Annotated in this window: 23 protein-coding genes; 6 read left to right on the top strand and 17 right to left on the bottom strand. The window is 34.6% G+C overall.

Annotation, left to right across the window (positions count from 1 at the left end; genetic code table 11):
- The 7 genes from C1T31_RS02220 to uvrC form a co-directional block, all read right to left on the bottom strand.
- Positions 1-1311 (bottom strand): M23 family metallopeptidase, encoded by a 1311-nt coding sequence (locus C1T31_RS02220; RefSeq protein WP_103050823.1) that lies wholly within the window; start codon positions 1309-1311, stop codon positions 1-3.
- Positions 1269-2186, bottom strand: coding sequence for a tryptophan 2,3-dioxygenase family protein (locus tag C1T31_RS02215; protein ID WP_103050822.1), 918 nt, complete (start codon positions 2184-2186; stop codon positions 1269-1271). Before C1T31_RS02215 ends, C1T31_RS02220 begins: the two co-directional genes overlap by 43 nt.
- Positions 2187-2193: 7 nt before the next feature.
- On the bottom strand, positions 2194-2979 hold the full coding sequence (locus C1T31_RS02210; RefSeq protein WP_103050821.1) for a DUF3108 domain-containing protein: 786 nt from the start codon (positions 2977-2979) through the stop codon (positions 2194-2196).
- A gap of 123 nt (positions 2980-3102) precedes the next feature.
- The gene (hppD, locus tag C1T31_RS02205) at positions 3103-4263 is read right to left on the bottom strand and encodes a 4-hydroxyphenylpyruvate dioxygenase (RefSeq protein ID WP_103050820.1); all 1161 of its coding nucleotides are present in this window, start codon (positions 4261-4263) and stop codon (positions 3103-3105) included.
- 16 nt (positions 4264-4279) lie between these two features.
- The gene (locus C1T31_RS02200; protein WP_103050819.1) at positions 4280-5437 is read right to left on the bottom strand and encodes a homogentisate 1,2-dioxygenase; all 1158 of its coding nucleotides are present in this window, start codon (positions 5435-5437) and stop codon (positions 4280-4282) included.
- 217 nt (positions 5438-5654) lie between these two features.
- Positions 5655-7895, bottom strand: coding sequence for a patatin-like phospholipase family protein (locus C1T31_RS02195; protein ID WP_103050818.1), 2241 nt, complete (start codon positions 7893-7895; stop codon positions 5655-5657).
- Positions 7892-9685, bottom strand: a complete 1794-nt coding sequence (gene uvrC, locus C1T31_RS02190) for an excinuclease ABC subunit UvrC (protein ID WP_103050817.1) — start codon at positions 9683-9685, stop codon at positions 7892-7894. The genes C1T31_RS02195 and uvrC overlap by 4 nt, the downstream gene beginning before the upstream one ends.
- 132 nt (positions 9686-9817) lie before the next feature.
- On the opposite strand from uvrC, the gene C1T31_RS02185 reads away from it, so the two are divergent.
- The 4 genes from C1T31_RS02185 to C1T31_RS02170 are packed head-to-tail and all read left to right on the top strand — an operon-like array spanning position 9818 to position 12642.
- The gene (locus tag C1T31_RS02185; RefSeq protein ID WP_103050816.1) at positions 9818-10261 is read left to right on the top strand and encodes an ATP-dependent zinc protease family protein; all 444 of its coding nucleotides are present in this window, start codon (positions 9818-9820) and stop codon (positions 10259-10261) included.
- Positions 10239-11111 (top strand): 30S ribosomal protein S6--L-glutamate ligase, encoded by an 873-nt coding sequence (gene rimK, locus C1T31_RS02180; RefSeq protein ID WP_103050815.1) that lies wholly within the window; start codon positions 10239-10241, stop codon positions 11109-11111. The genes C1T31_RS02185 and rimK overlap by 23 nt, the downstream gene beginning before the upstream one ends.
- Positions 11111-12082 (top strand): succinylglutamate desuccinylase/aspartoacylase family protein, encoded by a 972-nt coding sequence (locus tag C1T31_RS02175; RefSeq protein ID WP_103050814.1) that lies wholly within the window; start codon positions 11111-11113, stop codon positions 12080-12082. Before rimK ends, C1T31_RS02175 begins: the two co-directional genes overlap by 1 nt.
- Entirely contained in the window at positions 12079-12642 is a 564-nt protein-coding gene (locus C1T31_RS02170) for a 5-formyltetrahydrofolate cyclo-ligase (protein ID WP_103050813.1), read from the top strand. The genes C1T31_RS02175 and C1T31_RS02170 overlap by 4 nt, the downstream gene beginning before the upstream one ends.
- A 1-nt stretch (position 12643) precedes the next feature.
- Here C1T31_RS02170 and C1T31_RS02165 read toward each other — a convergent pair whose 3' ends face one another.
- The 10 genes from C1T31_RS02165 to panC all read right to left on the bottom strand — a co-directional run bounded on the left by C1T31_RS02165 (position 12644) and on the right by panC (position 23955).
- Positions 12644-13261: a lipoprotein signal peptidase gene (locus C1T31_RS02165; RefSeq protein ID WP_103050812.1), complete on the bottom strand. Its 618-nt coding sequence runs from the start codon at positions 13259-13261 to the stop codon at positions 12644-12646.
- A gap of 32 nt (positions 13262-13293) precedes the next feature.
- Positions 13294-13917: a DUF4097 family beta strand repeat-containing protein gene (locus tag C1T31_RS02160; protein WP_103050811.1), complete on the bottom strand. Its 624-nt coding sequence runs from the start codon at positions 13915-13917 to the stop codon at positions 13294-13296.
- Positions 13918-13979: 62 nt separating this feature from the next.
- Positions 13980-14360, bottom strand: a complete 381-nt coding sequence (locus tag C1T31_RS02155) for a TraR/DksA family transcriptional regulator (protein WP_103050810.1) — start codon at positions 14358-14360, stop codon at positions 13980-13982.
- A 4-nt stretch (positions 14361-14364) separates the two neighbouring features.
- Positions 14365-17769, bottom strand: a complete 3405-nt coding sequence (gene ileS / locus C1T31_RS02150) for an isoleucine--tRNA ligase (protein ID WP_103050809.1) — start codon at positions 17767-17769, stop codon at positions 14365-14367.
- Between the two features lie 70 nt (positions 17770-17839).
- Positions 17840-19198: a DNA repair protein RadA gene (radA, locus tag C1T31_RS02145; protein WP_103050808.1), complete on the bottom strand. Its 1359-nt coding sequence runs from the start codon at positions 19196-19198 to the stop codon at positions 17840-17842.
- Positions 19199-19266: 68 nt separating this feature from the next.
- Positions 19267-20466, bottom strand: coding sequence for an alpha/beta hydrolase (locus C1T31_RS02140; protein ID WP_103050807.1), 1200 nt, complete (start codon positions 20464-20466; stop codon positions 19267-19269).
- A 97-nt stretch (positions 20467-20563) separates the two neighbouring features.
- Positions 20564-21664 carry an alpha/beta hydrolase gene (locus tag C1T31_RS02135; RefSeq protein WP_243398877.1) on the bottom strand — a complete coding sequence of 367 codons (1101 nt, stop codon included), beginning with the start codon at positions 21662-21664 and terminating at the stop codon, positions 20564-20566.
- A gap of 119 nt (positions 21665-21783) precedes the next feature.
- A complete protein-coding gene (locus tag C1T31_RS02130) occupies positions 21784-22740 on the bottom strand; it encodes a lysylphosphatidylglycerol synthase transmembrane domain-containing protein (RefSeq protein WP_103050805.1) in 957 nt (318 codons plus the stop codon).
- A gap of 2 nt (positions 22741-22742) precedes the next feature.
- The gene (gene panD / locus C1T31_RS02125; protein ID WP_103050804.1) at positions 22743-23093 is read right to left on the bottom strand and encodes an aspartate 1-decarboxylase; all 351 of its coding nucleotides are present in this window, start codon (positions 23091-23093) and stop codon (positions 22743-22745) included.
- Positions 23094-23106: 13 nt separating this feature from the next.
- A complete protein-coding gene (gene panC, locus C1T31_RS02120) occupies positions 23107-23955 on the bottom strand; it encodes a pantoate--beta-alanine ligase (protein WP_103050803.1) in 849 nt (282 codons plus the stop codon).
- Between the two features lie 106 nt (positions 23956-24061).
- Here panC and C1T31_RS02115 point away from each other — a divergent pair, with 106 nt between their 5' ends.
- Both C1T31_RS02115 and C1T31_RS02110 read left to right on the top strand, forming a co-directional pair.
- Positions 24062-24871, top strand: coding sequence for a glycogen/starch synthase (locus C1T31_RS02115; RefSeq protein WP_103050802.1), 810 nt, complete (start codon positions 24062-24064; stop codon positions 24869-24871).
- A gap of 25 nt (positions 24872-24896) precedes the next feature.
- Positions 24897-26489, top strand: coding sequence for a DUF4270 domain-containing protein (locus C1T31_RS02110; protein ID WP_123912615.1), 1593 nt, complete (start codon positions 24897-24899; stop codon positions 26487-26489).
- Positions 26490-26491 lie beyond the last annotated feature (2 nt).

Genomic DNA, 26491 nt, shown 5'->3' with positions numbered 1-26491 from the left:
CTATTGTAAATCGGTAATTTCAGTATTTGAAGGTATATCCATTTCTAAATTATCGTCGAAACCAATGGCGTCTAACTGCTCTTTTATAGGTTGGATATATTCTAAATATCTTACTTTTAAGCTATCTGAAATTGGTTCGGCTTCAGGTAATTTTTCCCTAAAAGGATCTACTTGTTTTCCGTTTTTCCAAAAACGATAACACACATGTGGTCCACCTGTATTACCTGTCATTCCTACCCAACCTATAACATCGCCTTGTTTTACATACTGTCCAACTTTAACATTCTGTTTTTTCATATGTAAATATTGGGTTTCATAGGTATTGTTGTGGCGTATTTTTACATAGTTTCCATTGCCTCGAGTGTAGGCTGATTTAGTTACAGTACCATTTGCCGTTGCCATAATTTCAGTACCAACAGGAGCTGCGAAATCTGTTCCTTTGTGAGGTCTAATTTTATTGCCGTAATAGGCTATACGTCTTTTTAAATTATAACGAGAAGATAATCTACCAAACTGTACAGGCATTTTTAAAAAGGCCCTTCGCAGGTTTTTTGCTTCTTCATTAAAATAATCTTTGATTCCTTTTACTGAATCTGTTTCAAATTGAAATGCGTAAAACGCCTCTTTGTTATGTTCAAAAAAAGCAGCTTTAATATTATGAACACCTGCATAAATACTGTCGTCAATATACTTATCCGTATAGATTACTTTAAATCTGTCACCCGGTTGTAAACGTCTAAAATCAATAGTCCAAGCGTAAATTTCATCTGCCATTTTATAAGCTAATCTAGGGCTGAGACCAAGATCCTCCATAGTCACGGAAATATTGCTGTCAATGGTTCCAGTTGCGACTTTCTCTACGTATTTTATTGGTTTTCTGCTGGTATAAGCATGAATGGAGTCATGAAAATTGATGACAACATATTCTTCCTTATTTGGTTGGTAAATAAAACATTTAGGTTCTTGAAGCGTGTCTTTTGTGCAAAGAATTGTGTACGGTTTACCAATCTGTAATTTTCGAATATCAAAGCTGTCTTTAGCTATTTCAGATATTTGAAAAATTTTGGGATAGCCTATTTTATTTCGTTCCATAATGATACCAAAACTATCCCCTTTTCTAATGGTATCTCTTTTAACAATATAGTCGTTTAGGTTGAACCCAAATTCATAAATCTCTTGAGGCTCAATAACAGCTAACTCTTCTACCTTTTCTTGTTTTACTTTGTCACTTTTACAGTTAAACAGCGATAAGGCAATAACAAAAAGTATTATACATTCTTTCCCCAATCTGCTAATTCTTGTTTGGTCCATAAATCTGGAAAAAATATTCGTCTTTGATATTTTGGATGCATGTATTTTACCCATTCACTTCCTCCTGTTGCTTCGGCTGTTTTGCCACCAATGTTTAAATAATGATTTGCTGTATTGTAATGTGCCATTACCCATTTAATATTAACCGTGTGGTCATAATGTCTCATGGCATCAATCAACATCTTGTCTTCTTTAACATCCTCTGGAAGTTGTTTAAACTTTGTCCAAAGATTATTTGTGTTATAGAATTTCGCAAATCTAATAAATTCATCTTTGTATCGCTCCTCGAAAACTGTTAATAAATAACTTTTCTTCCCTGTTTTATAATCTTTACCAGCTGCCTGCCAATATAAATGTTCAAAGGCGTGATCAAAAGATGTATTTCTATCAATTGTTTCTCGAAAACGGTTATCGATTAAATTAATGAGTTCTGTTGATGAGAATTCAATTTTACGGTATTGGGCACTTTGAAATCCACTTGCAGGCGTCAGGGTATTTCTGAACTTATTGTATTGTTCAACTTCCATACCTTCCCTCATAATGTTAAAGGAGGAAGTCAACATATCAAAATAGCGACTAATCCGCATCAATTTTGAAGAGAAGAAATCTGCAGTAAGCTGTTTATTTTTGGCAACCTGCTCTATTTCCCAAAGAATCATTTTAAACAACAATTCATTGATTTGATGATACATGATAAATACCATTTCATCCGGAAGCGTAGAACGTTGTGTTTGAAGATCCAGAAGGGCATCTGTTTGAATATAATCCCAGTAATTAATAGGTTTACTGTAAAGCAACCCTTCTAGGTGGGTGTCTAAATCTTGCCCTATCTTATCAAATTTTTCTTTTAATTGGTCGGTTAAATGGTTTGCCATTATTTTACTAATTATCTACAACTATTTTGAAAGGATGTTTGAGCCCTTTAAAAGCATCCAAATCGGCCCTGAGCGAACCAACGGCTAAATCGGCCTTTACCCGTAAAGGTATTTTATTTTTGTCATTTGATACCCAAAGTGTCAAACTTTCTTCTTCCTTGAAGACACGACCTGCCATAACATAGGGTCTGAATTTAAGAGAATGAACTTTTCCGAATTCAGTCTTAATAATTTCTTCACCAAGATATTTTAGTTTGAATCCATAGTTTTCCTCATCAAAAAACATATTGACAGAAACTTCATCATTCACTTTCAGGTTTTCTACATCAAGATTATTTCGCAAATAGTAAAAAGTCGACACCATATCCTGAATATTAGGTTCGGTATCATGAACTGATTTTTTATTATGCTTTATATTGTGAACATGTGCCTTATTTTTTCCTTGATCAAACTCAATTTCAATGTTTTTGGTGTGGCCACCTTCATCAATATCTCTTATAAAACGGTAAGGTTTATTATTGCGCTTGTCAATAAAGCTTTCATATCGATCTTCAACTTTGAAGAACCAACTAACGGCTCCTGTAGTCCAACCCTTGCCTACTATATGATAAACCGGTTTAGATTTATAATACCCTTCATTGACTGTTAGCGTTGCTTCGCCAGCTTTCATCCAGCCGCTGTAACTCATCTCAAATCGAAACCATTCACCAACACCATAAGAACTTTCATCTTGGGCTATCAGGAAGCTCAAGCTGAAAAATGCAGTAATAAACAGTAGACTTTTCTTCTTCATTTGTTTTTATATAAGTAATCGTAACTTTTTTAACATTACAATTACTATTCCAAAAGTATAAAACAAAAAAACTCTATCAACATGATTGATAGAGTTTTTAATAATTATTTAGTTAAACTTTTGTTATAATGTTCCTCGCTTTTCCTGTTCTCTCTCAATAGATTCAAACAAGGCTTTAAAGTTTCCTGCGCCAAAACCTCTGGCTCCCATTCGCTGAATAATCTCAAAGAACAAAGTAGGTCTATCTTCCACTGGTTTTGTGAAAATTTGCAATAAATAGCCTTCCTCATCAGCATCAATCATAATTCCCAAACCTTTCAAGGTTTCTATGTCTTCTCGAAGCTCGTGACTAAATTCTTCCAATCTGCCAGGAACAGCTCTATAATATTCTTCAGGAGGAGTCGATAAAAATTCGACACCGCGAGAGCGTAAATCTGAAACTGTCGAAATAATATCGTCCGTTGCTACTGCAATGTGTTGCACACCTGGACCTTCATAGAAATCCAAATATTCTTCAATTTGCGATTTTTTCTTTCCTTCAGCAGGCTCATTAATTGGAAATTTAATACGGCCATTCCCATTACTCATAACTTTACTCATTAATGCTGAATACTCGGTATGGATTTGCTTATCGTCAAAAGACAAGAAATTTACAAAACCCATAACATCTTCGTACCATTTAACCCAAGTATTCATTTCGCCCCAACCAACATTGCCAACCATGTGGTCAATGAATTTTAAACCAACTGGTGTTGGATTATAATCTGATTCCCATTTTACAAATCCGGGCATAAACTGCCCATTATAGTTTTTGCGCTCGACAAACATGTGGACGGTTTCACCATAGGTGTAAATTCCAGCTCGGACTACTTCACCATACTCGTCTTTTTCAACCGTTGGTTCCATAAATGATTTTGCCCCACGGGAAGTCGTTTCCTCCCAAGCGTTTCGGGCGTCTTCTACCCAAAGGGCAACAACTTTAACGCCATCTCCGTGTTTTACAATATGCTCATTGATCGGGTGTTTTGAGTTTAGTGGCGTGGTCAATACCAAGCGTATCTTATCTTGCTTTAACACATAAGACACCGTTTCTCGACTTCCTGTCTCCAAACCTTTATAAGCATAGGACTGAAAGCCAAAAGCCGTTTTGTAAAAATGTGCTGCTTGTTTAGCGTTCCCTACATAAAATTCGACGTAGTCAGTTCCCAATAATGGTAAGAAATCTTCTGCACCTTCAAATATTTTCTCTAATCCGTAGTTTACTGATTCTATATTTTTTCCCATTTTTTAATGTTTTTTGTTATTCCAACCAAGATTTAAAATAATCTTCGTCAGCTATTTTTAATGCGTCTTCGGTAATTTGTAACGGTTTAAATGTATCAACCATAACAGCCAATTCATCAGTTTTTACTTTTCCAATGCTCCTTTCAGTCGCTCCTGGGTGCGGTCCATGTGGGATTCCTGCTGGATGCAACGAAATATGACCAGCATCAATATCATTGCGGCTCATAAAATCACCATCTACATAATATAATACCTCATCACTATCAATGTTGCTATGATTGTAAGGTGCAGGTATAGCTTCTGGATGATAGTCATATAGTCTAGGCACAAAACTACACACGACAAATGCATCAGTCTCAAAAGTTTGATGAACTGGAGGTGGTTGATGCACACGACCCGTTATGGGTTCAAAATCATGGATTGAAAAGGCATAAGGATAGTTATACCCGTCATACCCAACTACATCAAATGGATGTGAGGCATAAACCATTTCAAAAATATCATCTTGCTTTTTAACTTTCATCACGAAATCTCCCTTTTCATTGTGAGTTTCCAATTCTTGTGGCTGCCTTAAATCTCGTTCGCAGAATGGGGAATGTTCCAACAACTGTCCAAACCAATTTCTGTAGCGTTTGGGTGTGTAAATCGGTCTCCGTGACTCCACAATAAACAAACGATTGTCTTCTGAATCAAAATCGATTTTATAAATGATGCCTCTAGGAATTAATAAATAATCGCCATACTTGAAATCAAGGTTTCCTAAATGTGTACGAAGCTTCCCGGCACCGCGATGAATAAAAATAAGTTCATCGGCATCCGTGTTTTTGTAAAAATAATCTTTAGTCGATTGTTTGGGTGCAGCCAAGATAATGTTACAATCGCTATTGGTCAATACTGTTTTTCTGCTTTCCAGATAATCGTCTATTTGGGGAACTTTAAACCCGTGAAATCTATAGGATTGTATATGGTTCGCCTTGGCTATTTTAGGTGCAACATGATATTGCTTTCTTATTTCTTTAACCTGCGTTGGTCTGTGCTCGTGATACATATTGGTCGACATACCATCAAAACCAATAGTGCCAAATAATTGCTCATAGTACAAGCTGCCATCTGGCTTTTTGAACTGTGTGTGTCTTTTGTGTGGGATTTTACCCAATTTATGATAAAAAGGCATTGTTTAAAATTTAAATAAATGATGGAAATTATCTTTTTATAAAAACTTAATTATTAAAGTCTTAAAGATACGAAATTAATAGGATTTCTGCTTAAGCAGAAACGACAATCATCCCAATTATTCCGGGTTTCTCTTGATTAGAAAATGTAGATATTCTAGTAAGCCTATCCAAAAATGTTTCATGGTTAACAAATATCGTAAAAATTGCCGAAATTATTTAAAACCAAAACCCTAAATTAAAAAACCATATCCCAGTTTTTACCTCAGGAGACCAAGTATATTTTGCTTCTATTGGGCCTAAAAATGTTTCAAAGGAATATCCTAATGCATACCCAGAAAAATCTGGAGTGGTTATCCACTCGCCAGAATCAAAAATGTTATCAGCAACATTCGCATAATTAGCTGCAAAGTTAACGTGATGCTTTTTGAATAATTCATAATCAAATGTGATAACCCCTTTCACAAAACTATCCCCTGGAATGGACAAATAGTCATATCCGTAAAATGACGTAAAATTATTTATTAAGTTCTGTCCATAGCCTCCTAAAACAAAATTTAAATATGGCGATGTATCCTCTCCAATAGTAAATCCGCCTTGCGTAGTTAAATTTGCAGAAAAATTCCCGAAACTTTTTGAGTAACCAATTGTTGCCTTGGCAATAGAATATTCCGAGAAGTTATTATTAAAGTCTGATGAATAGAGATATAGGTGAAAATCACCATCAAAAAATATTCCTTCGTTGGGAAAATATTTATTGTCGTAAGTATCGAATTTTAATTTTCCAAACAAGCTCAAATAATCACTATTCTCAAAAATGGTTTCATCATTGTTATTTTGGGTTATAATGGTTTCCGATAAAATTTTAAGGCGTTTATGTTCCGCTCCAAGAGTAAGGGCAAAATCTTTTCTGAATAAAGTCTGAAGGTAAAATTGATTGGTCAAATCATTAAGCTCAACATCTAGCTTATTGACATTTATATTTATTAAATCCTCTTCTGATAAGAGCGCGGAAGCAGGAATGTTTTTTTGAAATTGATTAAATCTAGACACTAAACCAATACTCCAATAAAATCCTTTGTCAATGTAATACTCAAAATTATATCGAATGTTATCGCCCAAAACAAAATCGAGTGAGGCTACATCGTTATTAAATAAGAGGCGTTTTCTTGTAATATTGATCAGTGCAGCACTTTTATATAAGTCATCATAATGGATACCGAATTTTAAAAAGGTCCGTTTAGGGCTTTCCTTCAAATCAAAAAATAAATCATATCCGTTTTTATTTTGAGAAGATCTTAATTGATGCACAACACTTTCAAAATTATTGGTTGCTGCTAGATTGTTAACACCTTCAACAAGACTAGAATACTTTATTTTTTCATCCTGTTTAAATTTTAATTTACCCAGTACATAAGCTCGCGTGTACTTATCGTTTCCATTAATTACAATTGCATTTATTTGAACACTGTCAATGGGTTTTATAGGCTCAAATGTTTTCTTCTTTTGTGTTTGCATTGATGCTATTTTTTCTAAAGCATCTCGTTTCTTAATGGCTGCCAAAGTCCCGTTTTCAATTATTTTCTCACCATCACTAAAGGAAATTACCGTATAATCTGTTATATCGGGTTTGATATAAACATCTGTCTTTTTAGACTTTTCCTTCATATCATTAATGGTTCTATAATTATTGATTTGCAGTAAGATATTAGGAGCTGATTTCAATTCTTCCCTTGTGGCCAAATCGTCCTGGACGTCAACTCCAATAATAACATCCATACCTTTCGCTTTTAATTCGTCTATTGGATAGTTGTTGACAACACCACCATCTATAAGAATTTGATCGTCAATAATCACAGGCTGAAACAGGGAAGGGAAAGCACCACTAGCCGTAATTGCCTGTGATAAGCTTCCTTTGTCCAATATGACTGCCTTTCCAGTTTCCACATTGGTTGCAATGCAAAAAAATGGAATGGGTAATTTGCTAAAATCATTTATATCACAAACATGAAGGGTTAATTTAGAAAGTAAGCTCAACGTATTTTGCCCTCTTGATAAAGCAGAAGGTAGTTTTAACTTAAACTTATCAAAAGGAAGGGTTACGGCGTATTTTTCTGAATTATCACGTTCATAAAATGTTTTTGCTGCTCGAGGCAAATTATCATTGATGATTTTATCAAAATCAACATCTTCAAAAATGGAGTCTATGTCTTTACCTGAATAACCAGAAGCGTAAAGCGATCCTACAATAGCTCCCATACTAGTTCCTGCAATATAATCTATTTGGATTCCCAGGCTATCAATTACCTTTAATACACCAATATGCGCAAGCCCTTTAGCGCCTCCACCACTTAAAACCAAACCAATTTTCAAATCTTTTTGGTTATCTGATTGGATTGTGTCTTGTGACTTAACGTTCCAGCTTAATAATAACAATATGGTTATTAGAAAATATTTCATTGGTTATGATAGTACTTATAAATTTTTTCTGCTCTTGACTTGCCAACAACATCTTCTAGTTCATCTAGTTTTAGGTTGGCAATGCGTTTGGCAGATTTGAAAACCTTTAACAATTCAACAATTGTTTTCTCGCCAATTCCTGGAATCGTTTCCAATTCTGTGTTTAAAGCACTTTTGCTTCGTCGGTTTCGGTGATGCTCGATCCCAAAACGATGAGCTTCATTACGTAATTGCTGAATAATTTTAAGTGTTTCACTTTTCTTATCTAAATATAATGGAATTGGGTCATCTGGATAAAATAATTCTTCCAAACGCTTGGCAATTCCGATGATGGCAATTTTCCCTCTTAAATCCAATGCCTCCAAACTCTTTAAAGCTGAAGACAATTGTCCTTTACCGCCATCAATAATAATTAGTTGCGGCAAAGATTGTTTTTCACCCAACATACGTTTGTAACGCCTAAAAACAACTTCTTCCATTGATGCAAAATCATCCGGACCTTCAACAGTTTTTATATTAAAATGCCTATAATCCTTTTTACTCGGTTTCCCGTTTTTAAAAACAACACACGCCGCAACAGGATTGGTCCCTTGGATATTGGAGTTATCAAAACATTCAATGTGACGTGGCTCTTCAGTTAATCGTAAGTCGGCTTTCATTTGAGCCATTATTCTATTTGTATGACGGTCTGGATCAACAATTTTAACTTGTTTCAATTGTTCCAGCCTAAAGTATTTGGCATTACGTAAAGACAATTCCAGAATATGTTTTTTATCACCTAGCTTTGGAATAGTAACTTTGATATTTTCACCCAATTCAACTTTAAATGGTACGTAAATTTCTTTGGATTTAGAATGAAATCGTTGTCTTATTTCTGTAATGGCCAATTCCAATAACTCTTTATCAGATTCCTGGAGTTTTTTCTTAATCTCTAGAGTATGTGATCGAATAATTGAACCGTATGATAACTGTAAAAAATTTACATACCCATAACTTTCATCACTTACAATTGTAAAAACATCAACATTGCTTATTTTAGGGTTCACGACTGTCGATTTGGCCTGATAGTTTTCCAGAACGTCTATTTTTTCCTTTATTTTTTGTGCTTCCTCAAATTGCATGTCTTCGGCGAGTGTCTTCATTTGGGTTTTAAAATGTGAAAGCGATGATTTGAAATTTCCTTTTAATATCTCTCTAATAGATTCAATGTTACCATGATAACTTTCTTCCGTTTCATAGCCTTCGCAGGGTCCTTTACAGTTCCCTAAATGATATTCCAAGCACACCTTATATTTTCCTGCTTCAATTTTATCTTGAGACAAATCGTAATTACAGGTTCGAAGCATAAACAGACCTCTAATCAAATCGAGTAGCGTTGATACTGTTTTCATGCTCGTGTAAGGCCCAAAATATTCCGAACCATCCTTTATAACTCTTCTTGTTGAAAATACTCGAGGGAATCGCTCCTTTTTTATACAGATCCAAGGGTAGGACTTGTCATCTTTAAGCATGACATTATACCGTGGTTGATGCTTTTTAATTAAGTTATTTTCAAGCAAAAGCGCATCCGTTTCAGTCTCAACAACAATATGTTTAATATCAGCTATTTTTTTGACAAGAACTTTGGTTTTCCCGTAATCGTGATTTTTTGTGAAATATGAAGTGACCCGTTTTTTTAAATTCTTGGCTTTTCCAACATAAAGAATCTTCCCGTTAACATCAAAATATTGGTATACACCTGGTAGATTAGGCAAGGTTTTTAGTTGGATTTCTAAAGCTGTGTGGCTCATTCCCTCAAAGGTAATTATTTTTAATGTTCGTGCCTCAAAATAAGCTGACTAATTAAGTCCAAAAATTATTATAAAAAGTAAATTTTGAAACGACTATTTTACTACCTTGCGCCACTTTTTTTAAAACATAAAATGCAAAAGCAAACCCTTGGAAGAACTGATAAAGTAGACTTCCCAAAATTGGATTTATTTGGTATAGATGTCAAGATTGACACTGGTGCTTATACGTCAGCAATCCACTGTTCCCATATTGTTGAGAAAGACAATATGTTGTTTTGTACCTTTCACAGTGAAGGCCACTCAAACTTTAATAGTATTGAAATTATTTTTGACACCTATTCAAAAACAGATGTGAAAAGTAGTAATGGTTATAAAGAAAATAGATTTAAAATAAAATCTGAAGTCGTATTTTTTGGTAAAACGTACAAGATTAACTTAACTTTAAGCACTAGAGATGATATGAAGTTTCCTGTTCTTATTGGCAGACAATTTTTAAGTAAAAAGTTTTTAGTTGATGTCGATAAGCACGACGTATCATTTAACTCAATTAAGCATGAACATAGTTATTCTTTCTAGAAACTCCCATTTATATTCCACTCAGAGACTTATAGAGGAAGGTGTAAACAGAGGCCATAAAGTTGAAGTCATTGATCCTTTGAAGTGTGATATTATCATTGAAAAAGAAAAACCAACTATTTACTATAAAGACCGTTATTTGGACTATGTGGATGCCATTATCCCTCGCATAGGCGCATCAGTAACCTTCTATGGTTGTGCTGTTGTCAGACAGTTCGAAATGATGAATGTATTCACTATCGTCACATCAGATGCCATTCAGCGTTCTCGTGATAAACTGCGTAGTTTACAACGATTGAGTAAAGCTGGGATTGGAATGCCCAAGACGGTTTTTACAAATTATTCTCGTGATGTTGAAGAAGTTATCGAACATGTTGGAGGTACACCAGTAATTATAAAATTACTTGAAGGTACGCAAGGATTGGGAGTCGTTTTAGCTGAAACAAAAAATGCTGCTGAATCCGTACTCGAAGCATTTAACGGACTTCAGGCTCGAGTCATTGTGCAAGAATTTATTAAAGAAGCCAAAGGCGCTGATATCAGGGCTTTGGTGGTAGACGGACATGTTGTGGGCGCCATGAAACGACAAGGAAAAGAAGGTGAATTTAGATCTAATTTACATCGCGGAGGTAAAGCAGAAATTATAAAATTAAACGATGCTGAATTAAAACTAGCTATGAAAGCTTCGAGAGCTCTTAAATTACCTGTGTGTGGTGTTGACATGCTACAGTCCGCAAGAGGGCCATTACTTTTAGAAGTGAACTCGACACCTGGTTTGGAAGGCATAGAAGGTGCTACCGGTAAAAATATTGCCAAAGCTATAATCACATTTATTGAACGAAATAAATAATGACTTTTAAACAAAAAAAAATAATAACGATTCTTGGCAAGGAAATTAAAGCTGGTGAAAGCCGGGAGTTAACTTTTGGTGTTGCCAATTTACACACCTCTTCCAGTGTGGATGTACCCGTTATTATTGAACGGTCTAAAAAACCAGGCCCTGTTGTGTTGTTTACTGCTGGAATTCATGGAGATGAAGTAAACGGTGTTGAAATTGTAAGGCAAATTATTGCCAAGGGTATCAACAAACCCAAAACAGGAACCATAATCTGTATTCCAATCATTAACGTATTTGGATTTATTAATTTAAATCGTGAGTTTCCTGATGGCCGCGATTTAAATCGCGTATTTCCGGGTATTAAAAGAGGTTCTTTGGCAAGTCGGGTTGCCTATAAACTAGTTAATGAAGTCATTCCAGATGTCGATTTTATTATGGATTTCCATACGGGAGGTTCTGGTCGTTTCAATGCCCCTCAAATAAGAATCGTCAAAAATAGTTTAACACTTGATGCCATTGCCGAAACATTTGGCGCGCCATTTGTTTTGTATTCAAAAAATATCAAAAAGTCTTTCAGAAATACATGTTATAAATTGGGAAAACCCATTTTGTTATTTGAAGGAGGCAAATCCTTTCATATAGATGAAAAAGTTACCAATACGGGTGTAAACGGTGCCAAACGTGTATTGAATCATTTGGGCATGCTTTCATCAAAATTCAAGGCTTCAAAACCCAAAAAACCACCGGTTTATATTTTAGATAGTCGCTGGCAACGTGCTAATTTTTCTGGTATGTTTAAAGCTTCCATCACCATAAATTCCAAAGTAACCAAAGGGGATGTCATTGGAAATATTACAGATCCTTATGGCAAATTCAATCATTTCGTTAAGGCTACTAATTCAGGTTATATTATCAATGTTAACGAATCGCCCATTGTCTATCAGGGAGATGCCTTATTCCACATTACCACGAAATTAAAATGACCAAATCTGAACTTCGAAAAATCTACAAATCAAAGCGACAGGCTTTAAGTTCAGAAACTATTGACAATTTAAGCCTACAAATAGCAAATAGACTTTTGGAATTGGACATTTGGGATAAATCATTTTATCATATTTTTTTGACCATAGAGGAACAGCAAGAGGTGAACACTGATTTTATCTTGAATATCCTTTCAGGAAAGGATAAGAATATTATTGTTTCTAAAAGTGATTTCGGTTCTGGTAACATGACCCATTTTTTATTGACCGATGCTACCATTATTAAAAAGAACACGCTGAATATTCCAGAACCTGTTGACGGTATTCAAATCCCAAATAACCAAATAGAAGTTGTTTTTGTACCGCTTTTAGCTTTTGACAAAAAAGGTCATAGAGTTGGTTATGGTAAAGGATTTTATGATAAATTTCTATCAGAATGCAACCCAGAAATCATTAAAATAGGCTTGTCATTCTTTGAAGCGGAAACAACCATTAAGGATGTTTTTGAAAATGATATGGCTTTGGATTTCTGTGTGACGCCAGAAAAAATTTATTCTTTCTAAATTATTTCTTAAATGCCCTTTTGTTAAAAACAATAAGCAATCCAAAACCTGTGCTTATGGCAACATCTGCAATATTAAAAACAGGGTCAAAAAACGTAAAATATTGTCCTCCATAAAATGGAACCCATTCAGGTAAATAACCTTTCCAAAGTGGAAAATATAGCATGTCAACTACCTTACCATGAAGAAAACCATCGTATCCTCCTTCTTTGGGCAAGAAAGAAGCTACTTGACCATAACTATCTCCGAACAAGACCCCGTAAAAAACAGAATCGATAATATTACCAAGTGCCCCAGCAAAGATCAAGGCCACAGCAAAAATAAGTATGCGAGAACTTTGTTTTTTTGTAGCATCATACAACCAATAACCAATACCACAAATGGCAATAATCCTAAAAACAGTTAAACAGACTTTGGCTGTTCTATCGTTTATAAATGAGGCAAAATCACTGATTTTTGTACCCCAAGCCATGCCGTCATTCTCAATAAAATAAATTTTGAACCACGAGAACACTTCAAAATCTTCATTAAGCACAAAGTGTGTCTTGATGTAAATTTTACTCAATTGATCAATTAATAAAACAATGAATATAAAAAGTATGGATTTCTTTAGGGACATGCTCCAATTTATTTCGGGCAAAAATAGGACTATTATTTTGTTTTAGTTATGCTAATGTTTCCGTTAATGGAGTGAAGTGATAGATTATTAGTTCCCAGCACGAGTTTTTCTTGAGAAACTTGACCGTTTTTGGTATCTAAATTCACTTTTGCATAATTTGATTCAATAGCGATATTTCCATCAATAGTATTAATTAGAGCCGAACCTGAAAAATTTTCAGCCACAAAATGACCTCGATTCAATTCCGTAGTGAGTTGGCCAAAATGCCCATTGACAAACACCGAACCAATATCACTTGAAATAACAACATTCAACCCTTTAGGTAACTTTAAATATAAAACTATGGACATTACTTTATGAGCACTTAATTTATTGTCTGGAACTGTAAATAATGGCTGATATTCTGTTGCTATTTTCAATTCATTATTTTTGATTTCGGTTAGCAATATCATTTGCTCACTATACTCGCCTTCAACCTCAACGGTTACATCAATAGTATTTACTTCAGTAGACTCAACATAAATCTTAAAACTGCCTGTACCGTCTAAATTAATTGCTTCAATGTTATTTGCTTGAAATTCTCGTTCAATTGTTTTTTGCGCTAACAATTGACAGCCAAATATCAAAAAAAGCGCTACTAAGATTGTTGATTTCATAAATTAAAAACGCTTCAATAATATATTGAAGCGTTTGATTATTCTTAATTAATAATGACAGATTATTGCATATTCTTAGCTTCAATACTTAAGGTTGCATGAGGCACCAGCTTTAATCGCTCTTTGTTTATAAGTTTTCCTGTAACTCGGCAAACACCATAGGTTTTATTTTCAATACGTATTAAAGCATTTTTCAAATCACGAATAAACTTCTCTTGTCTAATAGCTAATTGTGAATTTGCTTCCTTACTCATGGTTTCACTGCCTTCTTCAAAAGCCTTGAACGTTGGTGATGTATCATCAGTTCCATTATTCAGGTCATTCATATAAGCACTTTTTATAAGCTCTAAATCATGTTTTGCCTTTTCAATTTTCTCTTGAATTAAGGCTTTGAATTCAGCTAAATCCTTATCTGAATATCTTACGTTTGCATCTACTGCCATAATCTTAATGTTTTTGAATAAATAATTTGGTATTTATATCGTCAAAGGCAATTTCAATACCATTATTTATTTGGTCCATAATTTCTAGTTCCTCAGTTAAAGTTTCTGCTTTAATATAATCCATATTAGAGTTTACAGCTTTAACAATACTATCCTCCTTTTGAAGTTGAACATCAATTCTATCTGTGACTTCAAATCCTGAATCTTTACGCAAATTTTGAATACGGTTTACAAGCTCACGTGCAATCCCTTCCTTTCGTAAATCATCGGAGATAGTAACATCGAGAGCAACGGTTAATGCGCCTTCGTTAGCAACTAACCAACCCTCAATGTCTTGAGATGAAATCTCTACATCTTCAAGTTCTAAAGTAATACTTTTTCCATTAATTTCAACGTCTAAAACTCCTTTTTGCTCGATTTTTTTAATGTCATCGGCTGTAAAGCTATTGACTTGAGCCGCTATCAGCTTCATATCCTTACCAAATCGTGGTCCTAGCGTTTTAAAGTTAGGCTTAATTTGCTTGACTAAAATATCCGACGCGTCTTCCAAAAGCTCAATTTCCTTGACATTAACCTCGTGCTTAATTAAATTAGCAACCGCTAAAATTTCTTCCTTTTGTTGTTCACTGTCAATTGGAATCATAATTTTTTGTAGTGGTTGGCGCACTTTAATTTTCTCCTTGGCTCTTAACGACAATACTAGCGATGATATTGTTTGGGCATTCTCCATTTTACGCTCCAAACTCTTGTCTATAAAGCTTTCGTCATATTTTGGAAACTCTGCCAAATGTACACTTTCAAAGTTTTCTTTTTGTGTTACTTGTGTTAAGTCTTGGTAAAGCTTATCCATGTAAAATGGTGCTATAGGTGCGCCTAATTTTGCTATGGTTACCATACAGGTATAAAGCGTTTGATAGGCCGAAATTTTATCGGTTTGATAATCGCCTTTCCAGAAACGTCTTCTACTTAAACGCACATACCAGTTACTTAAATATTCTTGGGTAAAGTCTGATATAGCTCTTGCTGCTTTTGTGGGTTCGTATTCGGCATAAAATTCGTCTACCTTCTTGATAAGGGTGTGCAATTCAGATAGAATCCAACGATCTAACTCTGGGCGTTCTTCTAATGGAATATCTGCTTCACTATAATTGAATGTATCTAAATTGGTATATAAACTAAAGAATGAATAGGTATTGTAAAGTGTTCCGAAGAATTTACGTTTTACTTCCTCAATGCCATCTACATCAAATTTTAGGTTATCCCAAGGGTTTGCGTTAGAAATCATGTACCAACGTGTGGCATCTGCACCATAAGTTGATAAGGTTTCAAAAGGATCTGTAGCATTACCTAAACGTTTAGACATTTTTTGTCCGTTTTTGTCCAAAACAAGTCCGTTAGAAACCACATTTTTGTAAGCCACAGAATCAAACACCATTGTTCCGATTGCGTGAAGTGTGTAGAACCAACCACGCGTTTGATCAACACCTTCTGCGATAAAATCGGCTGGAAATGATTCGTGCTTATCTATCTTTTCTTTATTTTCAAACGGATAATGCCATTGTGCATAAGGCATAGAGCCTGAATCAAACCAAACATCAATTAAGTCGCTTTCACGCTTCATTGGTTGTCCTGATGGTGACACTAGTACAATTTCATCAACAATGTTTTTATGTAAATCTAACTTGGAATAGTTTTCTTCGGAATTATTACCTAATTCGAAATCTGCAAAAATATCTTTTTCAAGAACGCCTGCTGAAACCGCTTTTGCCATTTCAGTTTTTAATTCGGCAACCGAACCAATACAGATTTCTTCTTTACCATCTTCGGTTCTCCAAATTGGTAACGGAATTCCCCAATAACGCGAGCGTGATAAGTTCCAATCATTAGCATTGGCAAGCCAGTTTCCAAAACGACCAGTTCCAGTTGCTTTTGGTTTCCAGTTTATGGTCTCATTCAATTCAAACATTCTGTCCTTAACATCGGTTACTTTAATAAACCAAGAATCTAACGGATAGTAAAGAATAGGTTTATCAGTTCTCCAACAGTTAGGGTAGCTGTGTTTATACTTTTCAACCTTGAAGGCTTTGTTTTCTTCCTTTAACTTGATGGCAATTTCAACATCAACCGATTTTTCAGGTGCTTCGCCATCATTGTAATATTCGTTTTTTACATATTTACCTGCAAACTCACCCATTTCTGGACGAAATTTACCTTGTAAATCTACTAAAGGCACCAAGTTTCCATTTTCATCTTTTACCAACATTGGTGGTACTTCTGGATTGGCTTGTTTAGCTACCAAAGCATCATCGGCACCAAAGGTTGGCGCTGTGTGAACAATTCCTGTTCCGTCTTCAGTGGTCACGAAATCTCCAGCGATGACTCTAAACGCGTTTTCAGGATTGTCATTTGGCAATGCGTAAGGCAATAATTGCTCATACGTAATACCAACTAAATCTTTCCCTTTAAATTCTTTTACAACGTAGTATGGTATCTTTTTATCTCCAGATTTATACTCTAATAATTCAGGTTTTGATTCTACATGTTTAAATTTGCCATCAAATTGATTATTTACCAAAGGTTTAGCCAACACCACATTGATTGGTTCAAACGTATATTGGTTATAGGTTTCAACTAAAACGTAGTCAATTTTTGGACCAACCGTTAAGGCTGTATTACTTGGAAGCGTCCATGGCGTGGTTGTCCAAGCCAGGAAATAGATAGTACCTTCGTTTTGTAAAAAGTCTGGAAGCGATGCTTCATTGGCTTTAAACTGGGCAACAACCGTAGTATCTGTTACATCTTGATAGGTACCTGGTTGGTTCAACTCATGCGAACTTAATCCAGTACCTGCTTTTGGAGAGTATGGTTGAATGGTATAACCTTTATACAACAAACTTTTATTGTATATCTGTTTTAGTAACCACCAAACCGATTCCATGTATTTCGGTTCGTAGGTTATATATGGATCATCCATATCAACCCAATAGCCCATTTTTTGTGTCAGGTCATTCCAAACATCGGTATAACGCATAACCGCTTTACGGCATGCGGCGTTGTAATCTTCAACCGAAATGGTTTTACCAATATCTTCTTTTGTAATTCCCAATTCTTTTTCCACACCTAATTCAATAGGTAATCCGTGAGTATCCCAACCAGCTTTACGCTTTACTTGGTAACCTTTCATGGTTTTGTAACGTGGAAAAATATCTTTGATAGCACGTGCTAAAACGTGGTGTACGCCAGGTAAACCATTTGCAGAAGGTGGGCCTTCAAAAAATACAAAAGGCTTGGCATCCTCTCGAGTGGTTACACTTTTCTCAAATATGCTATTTTCTTGCCAATAATTGCTGATTTCTTGAGCAACTTTTGGTAAGTCAAGACCTTTATATTCAGGGAATTTCTTACTCATTATACCATTAATTCGTTTCGAGGTGCGAAATTAATGATTTTTGAGAAAATAGACATTGGTTTCTAGGTTTTTAAACAATAAACCCTACTAAATCTTCAATCTTGGAAACCAATTGAATTTTAATAGCAGTATTTTTTAGTGAAATCTTGTTGTATTTAGACACAAAAATGATAGAAAAGCCAAGTTTTTCAGCCTCAAGAATACGTTGTTCCACACGTTGCACGGGACGAATCTCCCCAGAAAGACCTACCTCTGCTGCAAAGCAGTAATCGCGCTGTAAAGCTTCATCTTCATTAGACGATAAAATTGCTGCTACTACGGCTAAATCTATTGCTGGATCATCAACCGTGATGCCTCCAGTGATATTCAGAAAGACATCTTTAGCACCCAGACGAAATCCTGCTCGTTTCTCTAATACTGCCAGTAACATATTTAATCGTTTGGCATTAAACCCCGTAGCACTCCGTTGTGGTGTTCCATATACGGCTGTACTGACCAAAGCCTGAACCTCAATCATTAAGGGCCGCATACCTTCTAAAGTTGCCGCAATGGCATTACCGGATAATTCCTCATCTTTTTTTGAGATTAAAATCTCACTCGGATTGGAGACTTCGCGTAAACCAGAACCTTGCATCTCGTAAATACCCAATTCGTTGGTGGAACCAAAGCGATTTTTATTGGCGCGTAAAATTCTAAACACATGATTGCGGTCTCCTTCAAATTGTAAAACCGTATCGACCATGTGTTCCAAAATCTTAGGCCCTGCGATATTACCATCTTTAGTGATGTGGCCAATTAACACAACAGGTGTTGCCGTTTCTTTGGCAAACTTGATAAATTCTGTTGTACACTCTTTTATCTGAGAAATACTTCCTGAAGATGATTCTATGTAATCACTATGTAGTGTTTGAATGGAATCAATCACCACAATATCTGGTTCCAAATCCTCAATTTGTTTGAAAATATTTTGAGTTTTGGTTTCAGTAAGAATGTAACAGTTATTGTTGTTTGGGTTAATGCGTTCAGCGCGCATTTTAATTTGTTTCTGGCTTTCTTCTCCTGAAACGTAAAGTGTTTTATATGGTAATTTTAAGGCAATTTGCAATAGCAAAGTACTTTTACCAATACCTGGTTCACCGCCTAATAATGTTAATGAACCTGGAACAATGCCGCCGCCTAAAACTCGATTAAATTCACCATCATCAGTTTGCATTCTGGCATCTTGCGAGGCGTCAATTTCATTAATCAATAAAGGCTTTGAAGCTCTTTTTGTAGAAGAAGCCGAAGGTTTCCAATCACTTTTTTCAGGCTTTTGAAGAATTTCTTCGGCTATAGTATTCCATTCTTTACAGGCATTGCACTGCCCTTGCCATTTGGCATATTGGGTGCCGCAATTTTGACAATAAAAGGTGGTTTTTACTTTAGCCAATGGATAAAAATTTAGGCTAAAATACTTATAATTCTATGATAAAAACAAGTCGTTAATAAATAGATTTATTAATCTGATTCCGCTAAAACCTCACCCTCTAATTTCTCTTCTTTTTTATCATCTTTGGTCAGTTCAGCCATTAGGGTATCCATATTTGTTTGTATCAGCTCCTTATTGATGGTTTGAGCATCGTCTAACAACAGAGCATCTTCATAAAACTTAACTGCTTTTTTAGGCTTACCAATTTTTTCAGCATGAATAGCCAAATAATAATTCCCTAAAAGTGATTTTGGAAGTTCTTTGTTAGCCAATTTACCTAATTTTTCAAGGGATTCGATATCCTCACGTTCATCGGCAACTGCCACGACCTTTTGAAATTCTTCTTCCGAAATAGGCTTCACAATTCCAAAAAGTTCTTCAATACGATCATATCGTGAAACTAAATAATCATCCAATGTCCCTTCATAAGGCAATACTTTTTCCTTCAATTCCTTTTCATGAAGTGGCTTATACATTTCAAAGATCTTATCAAATGCTTTTGAAACAGCTCCAGTAACTAAAGTATAATGTGATTCCCCTTCAAAGTCATCGAAATAGTAGGTTAGATTAGAATTATTGATGGCTTTGATTTTTTCATGAGTTTTTAAAATTTCTTCTCGAAGTTGTCTTTTATCATCGGAGCTGGTAACCATATAATAAAATACGTCATCTTTAACCCACTCTAATCGATTGGCAATGTTGTCTCCCATAGAACCCACTAAATCGGGACTTAAGTTAACATAAGCATGAAACAAAGGCAAATCTTTCATCATAAACGAGTTGATGAAATTTCCCATAATATTATGACCAACTGCCACGCGAAATTTACTTGTATTATATTTTTCGTCTAAATATGGAATAAGCTCCTGTCCCACAAATTCAAAAAATCGAGCTCCAGACTCAAACGGCAATCCAGTAACCTCATCGGTTAAACTATCATAAGTTCTATCTCTACCTTGAGAAATACCCACGACAATACAGCCAGGCATTTCATCAAAATATGTTTGGAATTGGGTTTGCCCAACTACTGGACCAAATAGATAATCGCCATCGAAAACAATAATCAACGGATACTTGACCATTGAAGATGCATCATAATCTTTTGGAAGTTTGATTTTTAATTGTCGTGTGGAATTTAACTTTCTTGATTTAAAATCCTTAATAGTCGTTTGTGTAAACAAAGAGACGCTAAAAGTTAAAAACAGCGTGATAAGTACTGCTCTTTTCATAATTAGTAGGTTAAGATTTGGGCTATAAAAGTACTAATTAATCCTTAAAACGCAAATTTATTCGATAAAGCGTATTTATTTGTAGGCTTTTTCTTATTTATTCTTGTAGTTCATAGGTTTTATCTAGTAGCATATCTTTATCTATGAATTCGGAAGGCGTTAACAAAAGTCCACTATTATAATATTGCAATGCTTTTTTGATATTGCCTTTTTCTTCAAAATACATACCTGTGTAATAAGCGCTTATCATGGATTCAGGATATTCTTTACGCGCCAATTTTGAGAGACTTTCCAATGATTCCATATCATTAAGTTTTTTTGCTGCTGCGGCTACTGCCCTAAAATCGTTTTCTATTGGCTTTTTCTCAAATCCGTAAAACGACTTAATATCCTCATATTTTTTTTCTAAATAGGCATAAGGTCCTTCTTCATAGGTCAATACCTTTTCTTTGTATTCCAATCTATTTATTGGTTTATAAAGTGTAAAGATTTCATTAATTGCTTTAGGAATACCCAATCCAACCAATGAATAATGATTGGCATCTGCGAAATTATCAAATCGGTAATGAAGTTTTGGATTATCTATGTCTTTTAAAAGATTGTTTGCAGCAACAATTTTTGAATGAAGGGCTTGAACATCATCATCCGCAGTTGCTAAATAATAAAATGTGTCTTCTTGTAGAAGTGGTAACTTTTCCTGTAATCGCGTGTCCATTTGTGGCGCCAAATCGGGACTTAAAGAAATATAGGCTCTAAAAACAGGATACTCTTTAAACAGATAATAATTCAAGAAATTGGCACTCAAATCATGGCCAACTACCACTCTAAATTTTGAGACATTGTATGTGTCTTCAATATAAGGTATGAGCTCCATACCAATGAATTCAAAAAAACTAGCACCTTCATGAGAAGGAAAAAATGTTTCATCGCTGTAGGAAAAATCCAGTTCTCTAGTGTCTGATTGTTTGACTCCAACTACCACACATTCTGGCATATCATCCCAATAGGATTGATAATCTATGTTACCAATAACAGGTTCAAAAAGGTAATCACCATCCAAAACAATTACTAATGGGTATTCTGTCTTATCATCTGGGCTATAGCCTCTTGGTAACAGTATTTTCAAATCTCTTGTTTCACCTAATTTAGAAGATTGAAATGGCTCATAAATGACTTGAGAATTTATGGTTTGCAGCAAGCAAAAAAAGGTCAAAAAAAAGATAAGTTTTTTCATTTGGAAAAAAATAAATATTTACGGCAAGTTATGAAATAAACACTAAAGTCTAAAAGAAAAATAATGGAGCTTTTCAGTATAATTTATTGATCTTTATTATTGTAAACTGGCAAAAACAATAAAGATATTCCTCCCAGCATCATCAATAGCAGTGTTTGTGAAGTCCATACTATCCAACCGAAAGCAATACTAGGGTCTTCTGGAATATTAAAAATGGTAAACGCTGCATAAACTGCTATTGGATAAGATCCAATACCGCCATTAGTGGCAGCTATACTAAAGCTGGCTGAAATGAATCCAATCAAAACTGCTCCAAAAGGAATACCGTCAAGTTCTGATACTGAAAAAGTAGTTACATAAAACATCAGCACATACATGGCCCATATAAATAGTGTATGGAAAACAAAAGGCCATTTCTTATTCATATTGAAGACACTCAAAACGCCTTCGGTTAAGCCCAAAAAGAAGGTCTTTATCTTAACTGCTATTTTAGATGTGCTTTTTTTAACATAGAATAGAAAAAACAAAAATAATAACACTAATGCTGCAACTCCTGTGAAAATAACTTTGGGATGGAAAGATTCAATTAAAAATGAACTGATAAAGTCAAACTGCAGAAAAAGTGTTACTAAAATGATTACCGACATCGCTATCAAATCAGCTACACGTTCGGAGACAATGGTTCCAAAACCTTTTTCAAAGGGTACACCCTCATAAGTTGTTAAAATAGATGCTCTTGCTACTTCTCCAGCACGAGGTACCGTGTAATTTATGAGATATGCTGAAAAAACCGCCATAATACTGTTTGGCAATTTAATATGATAACCCATTGGTTCTAACTGAAACCGCCATCGGTATGCCCGCGACAAATGACTAAGCAGGCCAAAAAACATTCCTAAGACAATCCAGAAATAATCAGCCTTTTTAAAATAAACCAACAATTCTGAAAAGGAAACTTTAGACAAGGAATACCATATTAAAAAAACTCCCAATAGAATCGGGAGTACAATTTTTAATATCTTCTTTATTTTTGGGTTCAAATTTAAATTAGCTTATTGGTAGCTTCATCCGGAAAAACCAATGATGGCTTGAATTCTTTAGCTTCTTCTAAATCCATAAAAGCATAAGTAATTAAAATCAATGTATCACCTACCGATACTTTTCGAGCAGCAGCACCATTGAGCGTAATTTCGCCACTATTTCTTGGTCCTGGAATACAGTATGTTTCCAATCGTTCACCATTATCATTGTTGACAATCTGAACTTTTTCACCTTGAATAATATTGGCTGCATCCATAAGATCTTCATCAATGGTTATACTCCCTATATAATTAAGGTCTGCACCTGTGCATTTTACTCTGTGAATCTTTGATTTTACTACTTGTATTTGCATGCGGCAAAGATAATTAATTTAAAGCGATATTATCTATAAGTCTAATATCATCTGCATAGACAGCTATAAAGGCTCTATACAATTTGTTTTTTGATTTTCTTTTTACAGGTTTTAGCGTTTCCACATCAGCAATTATAAAATATTCCAATTTCAATAGCTCATGTTTAGCAAATTGTTCTTCAACCCATTCTGTAACTTGTTTAGCACTTTTTGTGCCAAACTGTTTTTTGGCAGATTTTAAAGTTTTGTAGATAAATGGCGCTACCTTTTTATATTCAGGTTTTAGACGCTCATTGCGTGAACTCATTGCTAAACCATTTAACTCTCTAAAAATGGGACAACCAATTATTCTAACTGGAAGCCTATGAATTTTAACCATTGCTTTGATAATGGCTAATTGTTGAAAATCTTTCTCCCCAAAATAAGCGTTTTGAGGTTTGACAATTTCAAACAGGCGTTTTACAATAGTTCCAACTCCGTCAAAATGTCCAGCTCGAAATTTGCCTTCCATTTCAAATTCCAAACCACCAAATGAGAATTTTTCGGATTCTATTCGATTGTCATAAATATCATTGACTGTTGGCGCATAAACTAGAATATGAGTTGAAACACTATTTAAAAGTTTTGTGTCTCTCTCAAGCGTTCTTGGATATTTATCAAGATCCTCTCGGTTGTCAAATTGGGTAGGATTTACAAAAATACTAACTACCACAATATCATTGTCTTCAAGTGCTTTTTGAACCAAAGAAACATGACCTTGATGTAAAGCACCCATAGTAGGCACAAAACCAACTGATTGCCCTTTTGATTTTAGTCTCGTTAAATATTTTTGAATTTCTTCTTTTTTAGTAAAAACCATCACCTTAATAAAAAATTAACGCGTGCAAACTTAATATTTTACGGGCAATTAGCATAAATTTTTGTACTTTTGCGTGTTTTTTATTTTGAATCTTCAAAAGCAAAGTTATATGAAAGATAAGAGGATATTGTATGTATCATCTGAAGTAGTACCTTATTTACCTGAAACCGAAATTTCTTCTATGTCGTTTGAAGCCCCTAGAATGGTTAACCAACTTGGTGGGCAAATTCGAATTTTTATGCCTAGATATGGCAATATCAATGAAAGAAGACACCAACTGCATGAGGTTATACGGCTTTCCGGTATTAATTTGGTAATCAATGATCTTGACATGCCTCTCATTATAAAAGTTGCTTCAATTCCTAAAGAACGTATTCAAGTTTATTTTATCGATAATGATGAGTACTTCAAAAGAAAAGCAACTCTAACTGATGAAGATGGCAACTTGTTTCCTGATAACGACGAAAGAGCTATTTTCTTTGCTAAAGGTGTAATTGAAACCGTTAAAAAATTGAATTGGTCTCCAGATATCATTCATGTCCATGGGTGGTTGGCTTCATTATTGCCTTTATATCTAAAAGAATATTATAAAGATGAGCCTTTATTCAATGAAAGCAAAATTGTTACATCCATTTACAATCAAAGCTTTGATGGCACGTTAAATACAGATATGCATAGCAAAATTAAATTCGATAATATTGACGACCAGGCTATATCTGTGCTAGACAAGCCTACCTATAATAATTTAATGAAAGTTGCCATTAACCACTCTGATGCTTTAATTATCGGATCTGAAGAGCTCCCAGAAGAATTAACAAATTATTTACAAAATTCAAAAAAACCTGTTTTAGATTTCCACTCTAAAGATGACTTTAGTGAAGCCTACACCGAGTTTTACAACACGCAAGTGTTAGGTTAAGAAAACAGTGTCTCAAAAAAATATTATGAAAAAATTATTGAATCTATATTCGCCTTTTGTGCTTTTGGTAATAATTGGTTTGGCATTTACTGCTTGTGATAGAGATTTCACCTCCATAGAAAGTGATATTGAAGGTATTAAGAATTTTGAAAACAATTCAAAATCTTTCCCAATTATAGCTTACAACAAAAAGTTGAATCCTGTTCAGACTAATGGGCTTTCATCTAATCTGCTTGGAATTTACAGTGATATTTATGGGAAAACAACTGCAAGCGTTGTCAGTCAAGTAGTTCCTACTTCCTTTGATTTCAATTTTGGCGATAGTCCTGAAATTGATTCAGTTATATTGGTTGTTCCTTATTATTCAAAAAATGTTGGAACAGATGCAGAAGGGAACAATTTGTATAAATTGGATTCTGTGTTTGGAAATGGTAACATGAAATTATCTGTTTATGAGAACACCTATTTTTTAAGGGATTTTGACCCGGAAACCAATTTAGAACAATCGCAAAGATATTACAGCAACTCAAACCAAACTATAGATTTTGATAGCCATATAGGTGAATTACTATATTATAATGAAGACTTTGTGCCAAGCAGTAATGAATTGAATATTACAGATGAACAAACGGCTGCGCCTGGATTACATGTTGAATTACTGAACACCAATAATTTCTGGGATGCTTTGTTTTTCTTTGGAGATTCAGACCCAGAATCAAAACCAGAATTAAGTAATCAAAATAACTTCAAAAGTTACTTTAGAGGGATTTACTTTAAGGCTGAAGAAGGTGAGGTTGATAATGGTATTATGTCCATGCTAAACATTTCCCAAGCTTATATTCTTGTGTATTATAGCTCACTTTTAAGTATTGAAATCGATCCTGAAACTGGTGAAGATGTTGAAGTGCGGGACGATAGGTTTTTTAGAATGAACTTTAGTGGTAATATTTTAAATGTACTAGAAAACGATCCTTCTAATACCATAATACAAGATGCCGATGCTAATGCTAATATGGTAGACGGTGATGAAACGTTATACCTTAAAGGAGGTGAGGGCTCAATGACAGTAATAAATTTATTTAGTGGCGAAACATTAGATGAAGAAGGTAACCCTGTCAATTCACTTGATTATTTTAAGAGTAAAAAAGAAAGTTGGCTATTAAATGAGGCTAATATCACTTTTTATGTAAATCAGAATGAACTGAATGGTCAAGAACCTGACCGTGTTATTTTATATGATTTGGCAAACAATGTCCCAATTGTAGATTATTTCTTTGATACTTCAACAAACAATACCACACCGTTAAATTCTAAAGTCTTGTTTTCTAGAATACTAGAAAGAGATGATGATAATCGCGGGGTTAAATACAAACTACGGTTAACCGAACATCTTAATAACATTTTAATACGTGATTCAACAAATGTTAGCCTAGGTTTATATGTGTCTACAAATGTTAATGATATTCAAAAGGCAGATGTATTAAATTCTAACAATGAATATGTACCGACTGGTGCCGTATTATCTCCCAGAGGAACTGCGTTATATGGAACCAATCCAAATGTTCCAACAGATAAAAAAGTGCTATTTGAAATTTATTTTACAGAACCAAACAATTAAAA

This window comes from Hanstruepera neustonica, assembly GCF_002895005.1.
Taxonomy (GTDB): Bacteria; Bacteroidota; Bacteroidia; order Flavobacteriales; family Flavobacteriaceae; genus Hanstruepera; species Hanstruepera neustonica.
This window is presented reverse-complemented; position numbering and strand designations above follow the sequence as displayed.

Coding starts and splice junctions, on each gene's coding strand:
- C1T31_RS02175 (WP_103050814.1), top strand. CDS start 11,111: ATGACTTTTAAACAAAAAAAAATAATAACGATTCTTGGCAAGGAAATT.
- rimK (WP_103050815.1), top strand. CDS start 10,239: ATGAACATAGTTATTCTTTCTAGAAACTCCCATTTATATTCCACTCAG.
- C1T31_RS02185 (WP_103050816.1), top strand. CDS start 9,818: ATGCAAAAGCAAACCCTTGGAAGAACTGATAAAGTAGACTTCCCAAAA.
- C1T31_RS02155 (WP_103050810.1), bottom strand. CDS start 14,360: ATGGCAGTAGATGCAAACGTAAGATATTCAGATAAGGATTTAGCTGAA.
- C1T31_RS02115 (WP_103050802.1), top strand. CDS start 24,062: ATGAAAGATAAGAGGATATTGTATGTATCATCTGAAGTAGTACCTTAT.
- ileS (WP_103050809.1), bottom strand. CDS start 17,769: ATGAGTAAGAAATTCCCTGAATATAAAGGTCTTGACTTACCAAAAGTT.
- C1T31_RS02220 (WP_103050823.1), bottom strand. CDS start 1,311: ATGGACCAAACAAGAATTAGCAGATTGGGGAAAGAATGTATAATACTT.
- C1T31_RS02110 (WP_123912615.1), top strand. CDS start 24,897: ATGAAAAAATTATTGAATCTATATTCGCCTTTTGTGCTTTTGGTAATA.
- C1T31_RS02200 (WP_103050819.1), bottom strand. CDS start 5,437: ATGCCTTTTTATCATAAATTGGGTAAAATCCCACACAAAAGACACACA.
- panD (WP_103050804.1), bottom strand. CDS start 23,093: ATGCAAATACAAGTAGTAAAATCAAAGATTCACAGAGTAAAATGCACA.
- C1T31_RS02140 (WP_103050807.1), bottom strand. CDS start 20,466: ATGAAAAGAGCAGTACTTATCACGCTGTTTTTAACTTTTAGCGTCTCT.
- C1T31_RS02160 (WP_103050811.1), bottom strand. CDS start 13,917: ATGAAATCAACAATCTTAGTAGCGCTTTTTTTGATATTTGGCTGTCAA.
- C1T31_RS02210 (WP_103050821.1), bottom strand. CDS start 2,979: ATGAAGAAGAAAAGTCTACTGTTTATTACTGCATTTTTCAGCTTGAGC.
- C1T31_RS02170 (WP_103050813.1), top strand. CDS start 12,079: ATGACCAAATCTGAACTTCGAAAAATCTACAAATCAAAGCGACAGGCT.
- C1T31_RS02165 (WP_103050812.1), bottom strand. CDS start 13,261: ATGTCCCTAAAGAAATCCATACTTTTTATATTCATTGTTTTATTAATT.
- hppD (WP_103050820.1), bottom strand. CDS start 4,263: ATGGGAAAAAATATAGAATCAGTAAACTACGGATTAGAGAAAATATTT.
- uvrC (WP_103050817.1), bottom strand. CDS start 9,685: ATGAGCCACACAGCTTTAGAAATCCAACTAAAAACCTTGCCTAATCTA.
- C1T31_RS02195 (WP_103050818.1), bottom strand. CDS start 7,895: ATGAAATATTTTCTAATAACCATATTGTTATTATTAAGCTGGAACGTT.
- C1T31_RS02215 (WP_103050822.1), bottom strand. CDS start 2,186: ATGGCAAACCATTTAACCGACCAATTAAAAGAAAAATTTGATAAGATA.